The 14,204-nt window shown below is 58.3% G+C and carries 12 protein-coding genes; 3 read left to right on the forward strand and 9 right to left on the reverse strand.

Translation table 11 applies throughout. The features are described from left to right. Nucleotides 1–107: 107 nt before the first annotated feature. The 8 genes from galU to L598_RS14730 all read right to left on the reverse strand — a co-directional run bounded on the left by galU (nucleotide 108) and on the right by L598_RS14730 (nucleotide 8,052). Nucleotides 108–1,004 carry a UTP--glucose-1-phosphate uridylyltransferase GalU gene (galU, locus tag L598_RS14700; protein ID WP_144863676.1) on the reverse strand — a complete coding sequence of 299 codons (897 nt, stop codon included), beginning with the start codon at nucleotides 1,002–1,004 and terminating at the stop codon, nucleotides 108–110. 56 nt (nucleotides 1,005–1,060) lie between these two features. Next, the gene (locus L598_RS14705) at nucleotides 1,061–2,011 is read right to left on the reverse strand and encodes a glycosyltransferase family 2 protein (protein WP_144863678.1); all 951 of its coding nucleotides are present in this window, start codon (nucleotides 2,009–2,011) and stop codon (nucleotides 1,061–1,063) included. Then, a complete protein-coding gene (locus L598_RS14710) occupies nucleotides 2,001–2,939 on the reverse strand; it encodes a glycosyltransferase family 2 protein (protein ID WP_144863680.1) in 939 nt (312 codons plus the stop codon). Before L598_RS14710 ends, L598_RS14705 begins: the two co-directional genes overlap by 11 nt. Continuing rightward, the gene (locus tag L598_RS21470) at nucleotides 2,936–3,925 is read right to left on the reverse strand and encodes a glycosyltransferase family 2 protein (RefSeq protein WP_186445053.1); all 990 of its coding nucleotides are present in this window, start codon (nucleotides 3,923–3,925) and stop codon (nucleotides 2,936–2,938) included. Before L598_RS21470 ends, L598_RS14710 begins: the two co-directional genes overlap by 4 nt. Next, complete coding sequence (locus L598_RS21475; protein WP_186445054.1) at nucleotides 3,922–5,097, reverse strand: glycosyltransferase; 1,176 nt, start codon at nucleotides 5,095–5,097, stop codon at nucleotides 3,922–3,924. Before L598_RS21475 ends, L598_RS21470 begins: the two co-directional genes overlap by 4 nt. A gap of 102 nt (nucleotides 5,098–5,199) precedes the next feature. After that, on the reverse strand, nucleotides 5,200–5,997 hold the full coding sequence (locus L598_RS14720; RefSeq protein WP_144863682.1) for a glycoside hydrolase family 16 protein: 798 nt from the start codon (nucleotides 5,995–5,997) through the stop codon (nucleotides 5,200–5,202). A 169-nt stretch (nucleotides 5,998–6,166) separates the two neighbouring features. Beyond that, nucleotides 6,167–6,910, reverse strand: a complete 744-nt coding sequence (locus tag L598_RS14725) for a sulfotransferase (protein WP_186445055.1) — start codon at nucleotides 6,908–6,910, stop codon at nucleotides 6,167–6,169. Nucleotides 6,911–7,080: 170 nt separating this feature from the next. Then, a complete protein-coding gene (locus L598_RS14730) occupies nucleotides 7,081–8,052 on the reverse strand; it encodes a glycosyltransferase family 2 protein (protein ID WP_348642763.1) in 972 nt (323 codons plus the stop codon). A gap of 355 nt (nucleotides 8,053–8,407) precedes the next feature. Between L598_RS14730 and L598_RS14735 the strand changes: the two genes are divergently transcribed. The 3 genes from L598_RS14735 to L598_RS14745 are packed head-to-tail and all read left to right on the forward strand — an operon-like array spanning nucleotide 8,408 to nucleotide 13,254. Next, nucleotides 8,408–10,357 carry a PrkA family serine protein kinase gene (locus tag L598_RS14735; RefSeq protein ID WP_144863688.1) on the forward strand — a complete coding sequence of 650 codons (1,950 nt, stop codon included), beginning with the start codon at nucleotides 8,408–8,410 and terminating at the stop codon, nucleotides 10,355–10,357. Nucleotides 10,358–10,389: 32 nt separating this feature from the next. Continuing rightward, a complete protein-coding gene (locus tag L598_RS14740; RefSeq protein WP_144863690.1) occupies nucleotides 10,390–11,703 on the forward strand; it encodes a YeaH/YhbH family protein in 1,314 nt (437 codons plus the stop codon). A gap of 9 nt (nucleotides 11,704–11,712) precedes the next feature. Then, a complete protein-coding gene (locus L598_RS14745) occupies nucleotides 11,713–13,254 on the forward strand; it encodes a SpoVR family protein (RefSeq protein WP_144863692.1) in 1,542 nt (513 codons plus the stop codon). A 69-nt stretch (nucleotides 13,255–13,323) separates the two neighbouring features. Here the strand turns inward: L598_RS14745 and ftsZ are convergent. Further along, the coding region (ftsZ, locus tag L598_RS14750) for a cell division protein FtsZ (RefSeq protein ID WP_144863694.1) at nucleotides 13,324–14,204 on the reverse strand (881 nt) is incomplete at its 5' end.

The raw sequence follows: 14,204 nt of genomic DNA on the forward strand, positions 1-14,204 counted from the left end.
TGCGTCATGCCGCAGGCCTGTCTGCCGCCAAGCAGGTCCGCTTCAGACCGGCCCTTTAGATATGGTCAGCGGAACCGGCTTCCCGGTCCGGATAGGGAAATTATACCTTATGCCGCATCACTCCGTTTCTGTTGTCCCGACACCATCGCCTCGATGGGACCGAGCACAAGATCGCGAATGTCGCTGCGCGCAAGGGCAAAGGCGACGTTCGCCTTGATGAACCCGTCCTTGGCGCCACAGTCGAACATCTGGCCATCGAAGGGCGCCGCGTGGAAGGCCTGGGTGTCCGAGAGGCGTTTCATGGCGTCGGTCAGCTGGATTTCATTGCCGGCGCCGCGCTGCTGGGTACCGAGAAGCTCGAATATCTCCGGCTGGAGAATGTAGCGCCCATTTATGTAATAGTTGGATGGCGCAACGGCCGGTTTCGGCTTCTCCACCATATCGGTGATGACGAAGCCGTTTCCGACCTTTTCACCCTTGCCGACGATGCCGTATTTGTCGGTCTCGGTCGGATCGCATTCTTCCACCGTTACCACATTGCCGCCAGTCTTTTCATAGAGCTCCACGGCGCCGGCTAGGCAGCCGCGCCGGCCGAAGGAGACCATGTCGGGAAGCAGAATGGCGAACGGCTCGTCGCCCACGATGTCGCGAGCGCACCATACCGCGTGCCCCAGACCGTTGGGCAGTTGCTGGCGCGTGAAGCTCACAGCCCCGGGGCGAAGCTGCAGCCGCTCCAACTCCTCTATCTGTTTGGTCTTGTTGCTCGCCTTGAGTGTCTCGACGAGTTCCGGCTGTATATCGAAATAATCCTCGATGGCACTCTTGTTGCGGCCGGTTACGAAGACGATGTGTTCGATACCGGCTTCCAGCGCCTCATCCACCGCATACTGCACAACAGGCCGATCGACGATCGTCAGCATCTCCTTAGGCATCGCTTTCGTGGCAGGCAGGAAACGCGTGCCGAGACCGGCCACCGGAATCACCGCTTTCTTCACTGGCTTCATGTCAGTCCTCTCGTTGAAGTGTTGCACCCGCCCGGTTGGATCGAAACGCGCGCGCCTCAGTTGGCCTTCAGGGCGATCAAAGGTCCTGCAAAACGGCGCAGACGCGCGCCGATCGGCATTTTCATGTGCCGCAAGGCAGCCGGCTCCCTGCAGGCGGCAGCGAGGGCCTTCAGAAATCTCCGGCCCTTCAGATGCTCCACGATGGAAAGAAAACTGGCCGCTTCATCGAGGCTGCGGCGCCGTTCGATCAGTGCCCGGCGCTCCTCGGACGTGAAGTCATAGGCCGCCTCGAATGCCGTATCTGCCGCCCGCATCGCCTCGACATGTCCCTGCTCAAGGACGCGGGAGATGGAGCCTTGGCGGATGTGATAGACATAGCCGGCAGAGGGATCGACCGCGCATCGCGCACCGGCGGCAAGCGCCGATGCGAGAAAGAGATAGTCTTCCCCGATGCGCAGCGTCGTATCGTATTGAAGTCCGTGACGCTTGAGAAAGGCGCGGTCGAAGACCGGCTTCATATAGCCGAAATTGAAAGTCGACTTGAAAAGCAGGTTGGATCGGATGAAATCGGCCAGCCGCATCTCAGGATAGCCAGCCAGAAGCGATTGCGGGAACATCTCCCGACTGCTGCCAACCGTCTCTCGCACCACCATCAGATTGTCTACCACGATCTGAGCCTTTGCGGCTTCCGCGCGATCGATCATACGGGCGAGCCGATCGGGCCGCATGGTATCGTCAGCATCCAGCACAGCCACCCACCGTCCCGAGGCTTTGGCCAACCCGCAATTGCGTGCACCTCCCGGCCCGAGATTCTCTGTGAGAGGAATCACCTTCACGCTATCAGACTGGAAGGAACGGGCGATTTCCGCGGTCTGGTCCTTTGAGGCATCGTCCACGACAAGGACTTCAAAACTGACGCCATGCTGATCCAGAACGCTTGTAATCGCGCTGGCGATCGTGTCCTCGGCATTGAAGGCTGCGATGACAATGCTGACGTCAGGCTTCATTGCCACGCTCCCCGCCTGCAGCCACGCCATATTGGCTGATCTCGCGCACGCCCATGAGGCCGACAATGACGCCGGCATGCATGATTCCGCGCAAAACAGAGGCATTGCGGTGCGCCGGCAGCAGGCCGGCAATCATCGCAAAGCCGAAACAATAGCTGGCCTTGGCGCCGGCCAGAGCTATTTCGCGGAACTGGCGCGCGCCCCGGGCTTTTTCCGCCAGCAGACGGCCGTGGGTCTGGCCCATCCGGAACCGGCGTTTCGCCAGCCAGGCGAAGCTTGCCCTTTGCCGTGGAACCAACTCATGCACCTTGGCATCCGGCGCATATGCGATACGGCCGCCTGCCTGAAACAGCCTGGTGAAGAAATCCGTATCTTCTCCGCCAGATCGACCAAACGCCAGATCGAAGCGCCGGCGGGATAGCCTGGGGGAGCGCCGGTCGAGAAGAACATTGCAGGTATAGCCGGTCCGGATCACACCCCTTACCCAGACCGGAAAAGTCGAATGGATATCGGCCTTGCGCATCCATGCCGGCGCATCCTCGCCATAGACAGCATGGACTGGCCCGAGCACGACATCAGCGCCTTCCCTTTCGGCAACGGCGAGCAGCTCTTTCAGCCAGTCCGGCGACACGATCTCGTCATCATCGACAAAAGCGGCATAGTCCCCCGTGCAGTTTTCAAGGCATGCATTGCGCGCAATGGATATATTGCGGGCCGGCGCGTGGACATAAGTGATCGGATGCGGAAAATCCCGCGTGATCTGCTCAACTCGGCCGCGCGCGCTCGGCATGACGTCATTGTCGACCACAATCACGCGGATCGCCACATCCTCCGGCAGCCGCAAAGCGGCCACTGAGCGCAGCGTGTCTTCGATTTCCCGCCTGCGGAAGGTGCAGACACAAATATCGACATTGTGGATATTGCTCATGGCGATGGCTTCCTCCTGCGAAGGAATTCCACGATCTGTATCCAAAAGCCTGTGGACCAGGCAAAATGCATGACCATTGCGGCAAATCCTGCGAGCGGCGCGAGAAGATCGCGCCGCCCAACCCCCATGATAATTCCATAGCCGATGCAGATGGCTGCCCATAGGCCGAAGGGCACCGCCGCCCACCAATAGACGAGAGCAAGCGAAGCGCCTACCGCAGTGGGAACAACCAGTGCAGGCAGAACCTGGCGCAGCTTGGGCCGGTCGCCATGCTTCAGGAAATTCGCTGCTCGGCCGCGGCCATAACCCAGATATTGGCGGAAAAGAGCAACCGGCGTGGTGCGCGGGTAATAGACCATCGTGGTCCTGTCGGTCATCCAGATCCGATATCCAGCGGCCCGCAGGCGGAAATCAAGTTCCGCGTCCTCATTATGGGTGAAAGACTCGTCATAGCCGCCAACAGCACGGAAGGGCGCGATGCGCATCAGCGCGTGATGTCCGTGATCCGTCCAATGCCCTTTCGCGCCCGTGCGGTGCTTCGAACCTCCATTGCCCAGCTTGGAATTCTGCGCCAGTGCCGCAGCCTTCTGAAACAGCCCGGCACCCCTGGTGACCATGGAGACAGTCACCGAATCGGCGCCCGTCATCTCGGCCTCCTCGACCAGACGGTCGCAATAATCAGCGGGATATTCCCCGTGAGCATCGATGCGGACGAAGCAATCGAAACCGTCGCCGAATTCTTCAACCGCGCGATTGACCGCCGCGCTCTGTATCCTTCGCGGATTTGGCAGAATCGTCACCCGAGGATCGGTCATGGCGATTTCGGCAAGAATGGAGAGCGTCCCGTCTGTGCTGCCGCCATCGACGAAGACGATCTTCATGTCGAGCCGGTCCGCTGAAGCGCGGAGCCTGTCATGCAGGGCAGCAACGTGATCGGCTTCATTGAGACAGGGGATGACCACCATGCAGCGAAGTCTTGCCTTCATGCCATCGACTCCACGGTTCGTGCCGCCATGGCCGGGCGGGACAATCCCGACAGTCTCGCAACCAGTGCGCGGCAATCCTCTCGGTCGCAGACCCAGGTTTCACTGGGCTTGGACGTGACGCGTCTTCGCTCGGCGGCATAGGTTTCAGGATCGATATCGGACAGCAGAGCTTCGACAGCTTCCGCCGTAACTTGCTCCAGCAGCAGGCCGACGCCGTGCTCAAGAAGGAACCGCCCGGTTTCCGTTCTTCGCATCGCTATCGGGACGACGCCATGGCGACAGCCTTCATAGAGACGATTCGGCAGCAGCCAATCAGAATTCAACCCTTCCTCGAAGAAATCCATCGCCCAGGTAAAATGCACCTCTCCATAAATGGCCGCGAGATCATCGGGATTGCGATATGGCCCCTCGAAGCGGATAAAGGGCTCTTCCGCCACCGCGGCGTCGAAATCGGCGAATTCGGACCGGGCGGGCCGGCCCCGGAGAACGACCTCGAACCGGCCATTCATCCTTTTGGTCAAGGCAGAAAGCAATTCGAGTGAGCGACGGCACCTTAACGCCCCGAACCAGCCGATCTTCCAAGGCTGTCCGGAAGCCGGAACCGGCGCAGGCGTAATCGATGCGCGGGAATCGGCGAGCTCGAGAACCTTGTTCTGCAGGAGAAGGGTCGGCACCTTGATCTGTCCGTGAGGGACAAAATATTCCCGCAGGAATGCCGGCGAACTGGTGATCAGCAAAGCCGCGTCACGGCCAAGCCAGCGCTCGGCCGCGCGCATCGCACTCCCGATAAAATCCTTCTTCAGAAGCAGACGATGAATGTCCAGGCACTCATAGACGATCGGAATGTCGGCTCCGAAAACCGCATTGGCACGATGAGCCAGCGCCAGCATCTCCAGATTGCGCGCGATGATGACATCAGGCCTATCGAGAGCATGAAAGGCTGCGCCGAGCCTGACCGAAGCCCTGGCAACAGCCATGAGCCGTTGGGCGAACTTGCCATCCCTGGTCATCCCAAGATCGACCGGCCTTATGCCGTCAATCTCGAGTATCGGTTGCTCGGTCCGTCGGAACCCTGCCAGCGCGATCTCGGCCCCGCCCGCCCGCAGCATCATCACCCGCCGGCGGGTCGCCGGGTCGGCCAGATCGTGCACCAGATAAAGCACGTTCAGCATGGGCAAATCCGCCGTGATTTGCCCCCCATAAGGCAAGCTAATACACCGATTGTTGCAGCGCAACAATTTCTGCTGCAGTGAAGCATCCAAGACTCCGTCGCGTTAGTCCAGAGAACAGGCGACCGATTCCGGGAACTGGCATTCGTCGCCGAGCGCCGTGAAAGCAATTCTGTCGACCTCGGCTGTCTTGGGTTCGCTCAGTTCGGCAAAGCTGCCTAGCCAAGACTTCAGGTTGTCGCTGCCCCACAGACTGAAGTAGATCTTGGCGGCATGACTGGGCAGCCGGGCCGGATCATCGGCCGTGTGTACGAGTTCACCATTGATGAACCAGCGGATGCGGTCCTTTTCCCAAACAAAGGCATAATCGTTGAAATCAGCATCAGCGCCGCCGGGCACGGGAACGAGTTTCTCATTGCCGCCCTTGCCGTTCACATACTGATTGAGCTGTACCTTTGACGGATCCTTGCCGAGGATTTCGAAATCGATCTCGTCATGCGGCTGCTTGTGCGTCGGCCCGATATAGGTGAAGAAGCCCGTATTGAGACCCGAACCTGCGGCAGCCTTTATCCTGGCTTCGTAGGTGCCGTGACCAAATTTTTTGTGTGTCTGGATCTCGCCGCAGACATATTCCCTATCCTTAGCCTGCTGCTTGGCGATGCCGAGCTTCAATACACCGTCGGAGATCGACACCATGCCCTTGGACCAGACGCAGTTCTGATGCTCGCCGTTGGCCCAGCCGTCCGATATGTACCAGCGCTTCGCATCGAGTCTGTCGAACTCCTCGACGAAGGAGCCGGCGCCTTCCTGAGCGGTGGCCGGAAGTATGCCGATCGCCAATGCGCCGAGCGCACTAAGCAGGATTCTGCTATCTCGTGAAACAGCCTCGAATGGAACAAGCATGGATCGCCTTTTCTGCTCGGCCGCCCCTCCCAATACCCTGGCCGCCTTCGTCTGGAGTGGGCGCACAAGTGACCTCCTTTTCGGTCTAAATGTGACGCAGCTGGTGGTTCAAATCCTGCGCCGGATCAATCATTTCGGATGTCGGCAACAAATTTTGAGAGCTGAGCTGTCAGCTTCGATTGGCGTCTTCCCCGACCACTGCGCGAATGTCGGCGATATGCTGCTCCGACAGTTCCGATTTCCACCGGTCCAGTGAGCCTTCCTTGATGCGTGGAAAGGGGATCGGTTTCTCGACCCCGAGGAAGTTCTGCAAACGGGAAAGCTCCTGACCGGTATTCCTGTGCAGCTCGTGATAGCGTATGCGCAGCATCCGCTCACCTAATACGGTCTCGAGTTCATCGAGCCTGTATAGATGCGTCCGCCAACGTACCGCGCAACGTGCCGCCAGCGACATGTTGGCATATGCATCCCGATTTTCCTCGGTGATGCCGAGAAAACGGTTTGGTATCGGGAAAGCTTCCCAGTTTTCCACCCAGTAGCGCACTCCTTTGTGCCGGAGGCTGCTAGCAACCGTACCGAAGACGTCGCGCAACACTCCAAGGAATTGCGCGCGCGGAAATGCCTCCGCCAGTTGCTCAGCCAGCCAGATATTGGGATGACTCTTGTCCAGGAGCCGCTTTGGGCGCGCGCTGGCGGCTTCCAGCCTGTAGCGGCGCAGGAGCGATTTGAACAATCTGTCTTCCGCAGTCGGATCGATCGCCATTTCCGTGACCCAATTGAAAATGGGCGGCTTTTCGATGAGCGTTTCCAACTCCGAATGAGGTTCGAGGATCCAGGCTACCCAATGGGTTCCGGAACGGCCGGTGCCCAGCACGAAGATAGGATCGGGTTGCCATCCCGGCTCGATGGCCAATCGAATCCATTGGGCCCCAAGGCGCACAAGATCGGCACGTCGGCTCGAATGTCCACTGGCAATATGTTGGGGCAGTTGGATGGACATGGCAGCTCCTCGAATATTGGCCCGCTGATAGCCGGCCGACTGAGCCCACCCACCCCAATATGCACTTTATGCGCTTCCGCGCATTACTCCTGAACGATCAGACGTCCGGGAAGCAGGCAACGCCCTGCCTGCGAAGAATCAGCTTCCCGGCGACGAACAAGACCATCGAGTTTGTCGGTCGCGATTCCACCAGCGATCGCCGGCAGCGAAGAAGGCGCGCGCAAAGCGCCTATTGTTGCCGCGAAAAGCCCCTGGCTCGCCTTCTTGTCCAAGAAGTGTCTCAGCTCGTAACGTGCTTTCGTGTCGCGCATGTGACGGCGAAGAGCGGCCGCTATAGGCGACGAAAGACCCGCTGTCGCGAGCATTTCCACATCGGCTTCATACAAGTTTTTTAAGTCGATGGTCCTATGACTTCCGCTCAGTGAATCCGCCCGCACGACTGCCCCATAACCGCAGGAATGGATGAGCTTGTATCGCGCACCTTTCAGCAATGCCCGCGTATAAAGGTCATAGTCCTCCCCAAGGCGCAGTGCCTCCCGGTAGCGAAGACCGTGGGTGTCGAGAAAAGACCGGCGCATCACCGGCTTGAGAAATCCGATCTCGCCCCTGCGCACGCCTCGCTTCGCGATATTGCCCTCGATGAATTCAACGGTGTCCAGGGTCCTCGGCTCGGCCTCGTAGCAAGGAGCCGCAGGCTCGGAGAGATCGGCCTTGGCCTCGTCGATGAACAGAATATTGTCCGCCACAAAATCCCAGTCGTCGCCTTCCAGAAGACGCTCGAAGCGTCCGGACAGGAAAAAATCGTCCGCATCGAGAATGGCAAGCAAGGGGGCACTGGAATTCTCTATTGCATAGTTGCGGGCAGCAGCAGGCCCTCTGTTACCCTCGAAGGAAAATACACGGAGACGATCACTCCCGTCGTCGGCCGAGCGGGCCGCCTCGGCGGTCCCATCGTTCGAAGCATCGTCTATGACCAGCACTTCCGCGACCTGAGGCTCGCGCAAAGCCGATCTGACGGCGCGAGAGATCGTTGTCTCCGCATCCTTGGCGGCCACGATTACGCAGACTGCATCCTGATCATTTGCATGCGAGAGCAAAACGGCGTCACACCCTGATTTTGCGAGGCGAGAAACGAAACTGTCTCTGTTCCTAGAAAGACAATCCACAGGCTGAAGGCGATCTGTAGCGATTTCAAGGCAGAACTTGTGCATCGCAGCAAAATTTGATCGACTTAGAGCTTGTCCTTGTCTGAGCAGTTTAAAACGAATCTGTTACAATGGCTTTGAGGTGGCCGTGGGCCGCACGTTTACGTGAAGGAACTTTGGGGAGAGGAATCGGTTGAACGCGTAGGCAACATTCGACAGGCAACGGCCTCCTTGCAATCAAATCGGCCTGTCACGAGAGAGCGTGATGCATAGGAGCGAATCCGACGTCTTTGATCTCTTTTCAGAGATTTACACCAGTGCAGCGCAAGAGGAGATGAGTCTCCAAGAGTATCTCCTCGCATGCCGCGACGACAAGAGCATGTATGCCACCGCCGCCGAGCGGATGGTGGATGCGATCGGAGAGCCGACCCTCGTCGATACCAGCGCAGATGAGCGTCTGGGCCGGATCTTTGCCAACCGGACCATCAAGATCTACCCGTCTTTCGCCGATTTCTACGGCATGGAAGATACGATCGAACGGATCGTGGGTTATTTCCGCTATGCCGCTCAGGGTCTCGAGGAACGCAAGCAGATCCTCTACCTTCTCGGCCCGGTGGGCGGCGGCAAGTCCTCGCTTGCCGAGCGGCTCAAGAAGCTGATGGAGCAACGCCCCATCTATACCTTGAGTGTCGGCGGCAAGATCAGCCCTGTATTCGAATCTCCTCTCGGTCTGTTTCATCCCGAGCGCATGGGCGATCTCCTGGAGGAGAAATACGGAATAGCGCGTCGGCGACTGACCGGTCTGATCTCGCCATGGGCAGCCAAACGCCTTGATGAGATCAATGGCGACATCTCAAAGTTCAGCGTCGTGAAGCTTACGCCGTCGCGGCTACGCCAGATCGGCATCGCCAAGACGGAACCGGGCGACGAAAACAACCAGGATGTTTCGTCACTGGTCGGGAAGGTCGACATAAGACAGCTCGAAAACTATAGCCAGGCCGATCCCGACGCATATTCCTATAGCGGTGGGTTGAACCGCACGACACAGGGGCTCCTGGAATTCGTCGAGATGTTCAAGGCACCTATCAAGGTGCTCCACCCGCTCCTGACGGCAACCCAGGAAGGCAACTATAACGGCACTGAGAACTTCGGCGCCTTCCCCTATCAGGGTATCGTGGTTGCCCACTCGAACGAATCGGAGTGGCTGCAATTCAAGAACAATAAGAACAATGAGGCTTTCCTGGATCGCATTCTCGTGGTGAAGGTGCCTTACTGCCTGCGGGTCACCGAAGAGAAGCAGATCTACGAGAAGCTTCTGCGGGAAAGCGAGCTGGCGGACAATCCCTGTGCTCCGGAAGTGCTTGAGATCCTCAGCCGCTTCACCGTTTCGACCCGGCTTGCCGAGCACGAAAATTCGCCCCTCTACACGAAGATGCGGGTCTATGACGGCGAGAACCTCAAGGATATCGATCCCAAGGCGAAGTCCGTTCAGGAATATCGGGACGCGGCCGGTGTCGATGAAGGCATGACCGGCGTCAGCACGCGGTTCGCCTTCAAGGTGCTGTCGGAGACCTTCAACTACGACACGAAGGAAGTTGCCGCCGATCCTGTCCACCTCATGTATATCCTTGAGCAGGCGATCAAGCGCGAGCAGTTTCCCAAAGAAGTGGAAGCGTCCTATCTCGATTTCATCAAATCGGAACTGGCAACGCGCTATGCGGAGTTCATCGGTCACGAGATCCAGAAAGCCTATCTGGAATCCTACAGCGAATACGGTCAGAACCTCTTCGACCGCTATATCGCCTATGCCGATGCCTGGCTGGAAGACCAGGATTTCAAGGATCCTGATACCGGACAGATTCTCAATCGCGAAATCCTTGATAGTGAGCTTTCACAGATCGAGAAGCCGGCCGGCATCGCCAATCCGAAAGACTTCCGCAACGAAGTGGTCAAGTTCACGCTTCGCGCTCGCGCAAGAAACCACGGTCGTAATCCGTCCTGGACGAGCTACGAGAAACTGCGTGAAGTCATCGAAAAGCGGATGTTCGGCCAGGTCGAGGACCTGCTGCCGGTGATCAGCTTCGGGTCGAAGAAGGATTCACAAACTGAGAAACAGCATGCCGAGTTCGTCCAGCGCATGGTGGAGCGGGGATACACTCCGCGGCAAGTGCGGCGACTGGTCGACTGGTACATGCGGGTGAATAAAGCGGGCTAAGGGTCAGGACCCAGTGACGCGGATATTGGCTGATGCCGAATTTCATCGACCGGCGCCTTAATCCCAAGGACAAGAGCCTTGGCAACAGGCGGCGCTTCCTGAAACGGGCAAAGGAGGAGCTCAAGCAGGTCATCAAGGAGCGAGTCAAATCCGGCAGGATAGCAGACCTGGACGCGCAGCACAGCGTTCCCATGCCCGATCAGGATACCAGCGAACCGAGTTTCCAGCATTCCCGCGGCACTGGCCAAAGGGAGCATGTTCTGCCCGGCAACAGGGAATTTTCGCCGGGCGACCGCATCCCCAAACCGGGCTCAGGGGGAAGCGCCAATGAAGGGGGTGCCGGAACCGGCGGCAGTGATGACGATTTCCAGTTCGTTCTTTCAAGGGAAGAGGTGCTCGACCTGTTCTTCGAGGATCTTGAGTTGCCTGACATGGTGAAGCTGAGCCTGAAGGAGGCCGTGACGTTCAAGCCCCGTCGGGCTGGCTTTGCGACGACCGGCTCGCCGACCAACATCAATGTCGGGCGAACCATGCGCAATAGCTATGGGCGACGTATTGCGCTGCGGCGCCCCAAGACGGCCGAGATGGAAGCCTTGACCCACGAGATTGCGGCTCTGGAAGCAGCGCCCAATCAGGATGCGGTGCGCGATCGCCTCGAAGCGTTGCGCCAGGAATTGGATGCCCTGGAGCGTCGGCGCAGGCGGATTGCCTATGTCGATCCGGTAGATATCCGCTTCAACCGTTTTGAGCCGCAGCCATTACCGAACGCCAATGCAGTGATGTTTTGCCTCATGGACGTGTCCAGCTCCATGGGAGAGCGGGAAAAGGATCTCGCCAAGCGTTTCTTCGTCCTGCTGCATCTGTTTCTCAAGCGGCGCTACGAGCGGATAGACATCGTTTTCATTCGCCACACCCATGAGGCGGGGGAGGTGGATGAGGAAACCTTCTTCTATTCGACCCAAAGCGGCGGAACGGTCGTCTCCACCGCGCTCGAAGAGATGCGCCGGATCATACAGGCGCGCTATCCTTCACAGGAATGGAACATCTACGCCGCACAGGCCTCCGATGGCGACAATATCGCCGGCGATTCGGAACGTTGTGCATCATTGCTCCATGGCGAGCTGATGCAGCTTTGCCAGTATTACGCCTATGTCGAAATCATTGATGAGCGTGAAACCGAGATTTTCGGAGCGACCGACAACGGAACTTCTCTTTGGCGCGCCTATCGTACGGTCGAGGATAAATGGCCCAATTTCCAGATGACCCGGATCGCGCGGCCGTCCGACATTTATCCTGTGTTTCGGAAACTCTTCGCCAGGCAACCGACCATGCAGATGAGCAGGTGAACGCTGGCAATGGCAAAGAGCGCTTCAAAACTGCTTTTCGAAAGTTCCGACTGGAATTTCGACAAGATTTCCCGCGCCTATGATGCGATCGAGGAGATCGCCGTCGAAGACCTGCATCTGGATACTTATCCGAACCAGCTCGAGATCATCTCCTCCGAGCAGATGCTCGACGCTTATTCCTCCATAGGCATGCCGCTGATGTACCAGCACTGGTCCTTCGGCAAGCGCTTCGTTTTCGAGGAACATTTGTATCGCAAGGGGCATCGTGGCCTTGCCTATGAACTGGTCATCAACTCCAATCCCTGCATCACCTATCTGATGGAAGAGAACACCATGGCCATTCAGGCCCTGGTGACTGCCCACGCGGCTTTCGGACACAATCACTTTTTCAAGAACAACTATCTCTTTCGCCAATGGACCGATGCCGGCGCAATCCTGAGCTATATGGATTTCGCCAAGAAATATGTCGCCAGATGCGAGGAGCGTTACGGCTTGCCTGCGGTCGAAGCCATACTCGATTCCGCTCACGCGCTCATGGAACAGGGTGTCTTTCGGTACCGCCGCCCGCCTCGCCTTTCGTCGGAAAAGGAGCGCGAGCGGGCCCGAGAAAGGCTGGAGTATGAGGAACAGACCTATAGTGATCTATGGCGAACGCTTCCAAAGTCCGGCGGGGAAGGCGGGGCCGACGCGGCAGACGAGGCTTCAGAACGGCGCAGGAAACTCAACCTGCCGGAGGAGAACCTGCTCTATTTTCTGGAGAAGACCTCAATAGTCCTGGAGCCATGGCAGCGGGAGCTTCTCAGGATCGTGCGGGTCGTCGCTCAATATTTCTATCCCCAGCGGCAAACGAAGGTGATGAACGAGGGCTGCGCGACCTTCGTTCACTACACGATCATGAACAAGCTGTTCGATCAGGGACGGATAAGTGAAGGCGCAATGCTGGAGATTCTGCAAAGCCATTCCAACGTCGTCTTTCAGCCCGCCTTCGACGATCCGCGCTATCCGGGCCTCAATCCCTACGCGCTGGGCTTTGCTCTGATGCAGGACATCCAGCGCATCTGCACGGAACCTACCGCTGAGGATCGCGACTGGTTCCCTGACATAGCAGGCAATGGCGACTGGCGCGACACGCTCCTTGACGCCTGGGCCAATCACCGGGACGAATCTTTTATATTACAATACCTTAGCCCCGCACTTATGCGCAAATTCCGCCTGTTCCTTCTGGCCGACAAAGCCAGCAACAGCTATCTGGAGGTCGCCTCGATCCACAATGAACGCGGCTACGAAAATGTCCGGGCCGCGCTCGCCCGCAGCTATGATGTGAGTGCCAATCAGCCCAATATCCAGGTCGTGGATGTCGACCTCCTGGGTGATCGTCATCTGCGGCTGCAGCACAATGTGAAAAATGGCATACTCCTGGATGAAAGCACCCGCGACGCCACGCTCCGACACGTTCGCCATCTCTGGGGTTACGATGTCAGCCTGATAGGTGTCGACGCGAAGACCGGAGCAACGCTCTACGAATGCTCGACAGCCGCAACGGATGGCTGATTTTTTTCCTCGGCTTGGCGATACCGGACCAACGCCTATCGGTGCTTTCGCAAATCGGCTCGGTATCTCTCAGTGAATGGTCTGCACTTGATCCTGTGCGGAAGGATCTTGCGCGGTAACGACTGGCTGGCCGTCCATCCGGGGTGCTTCGAGGCCGGCTGCAACGACGGATACCTTGAATCTCCCTTCGAGTTGATTGTCGAAAATGGCGCCGACAATGATGTCCGCGTCGTCACCGACCTCCTCGCGAACGCGCGTAGCGGCCTCATCCACCTCGAACAGCGTCATGTCCATGCCGCCGGATATGGAAACAAGGACACCCTTTGCCCCATGCATGCTGGTCTCGTCCAGCAGCGGGTTGGCGATGGCCGCCTCGGCTGCCTTCCTCGCCCGGCCTTCACCGGTACCCTCGCCGGTCCCCATCATGGCTCGGCCCATGTCTCGCATCACTGTTTTGACGTCGGCGAAATCGAGATTGATGAGGCCCTCCTTGACGATCAGATTGGTTATGCAACTGACCCCTGAATAGAGCACCCGGTCGGCGACCGCGAAAGCATCGGCGAATGTGGTATTGGCATTCGCTATCCTGAACAGATTCTGGTTCGGGATAACGATGACGGTGTCGGCACATTCGCGCAGCAGTTCGACACCTTGCTCGGCCATTCTCATACGCCGGGTGCCTTCGAAGGCGAACGGTTTGGTGACAACCGCCACCGTCAATATGCCGGCTGCGCGCGCGGCCCTTGCTATCACCGGTGCCGCGCCCGTTCCGGTTCCGCCGCCCATGCCTGCCGTGACAAAGCACATATGTGTTCCCGAAAGATGGTCCATGACCTCGTCGATGGATTCTGCGCCGCCAGCCTGCCCGATATCGGGCAGGCTGCCCGCGCCAAGTCCTTCGGTCGCGTAAGCACCGAGCTGAATCACCCGCGGAGCTCTAGACATGCCTA

The sequence above is a fragment of the Mesorhizobium sp. J18 genome (assembly GCF_007829525.1).
Taxonomy (GTDB): Bacteria; Pseudomonadota; Alphaproteobacteria; order Rhizobiales; family Rhizobiaceae; genus VLJP01.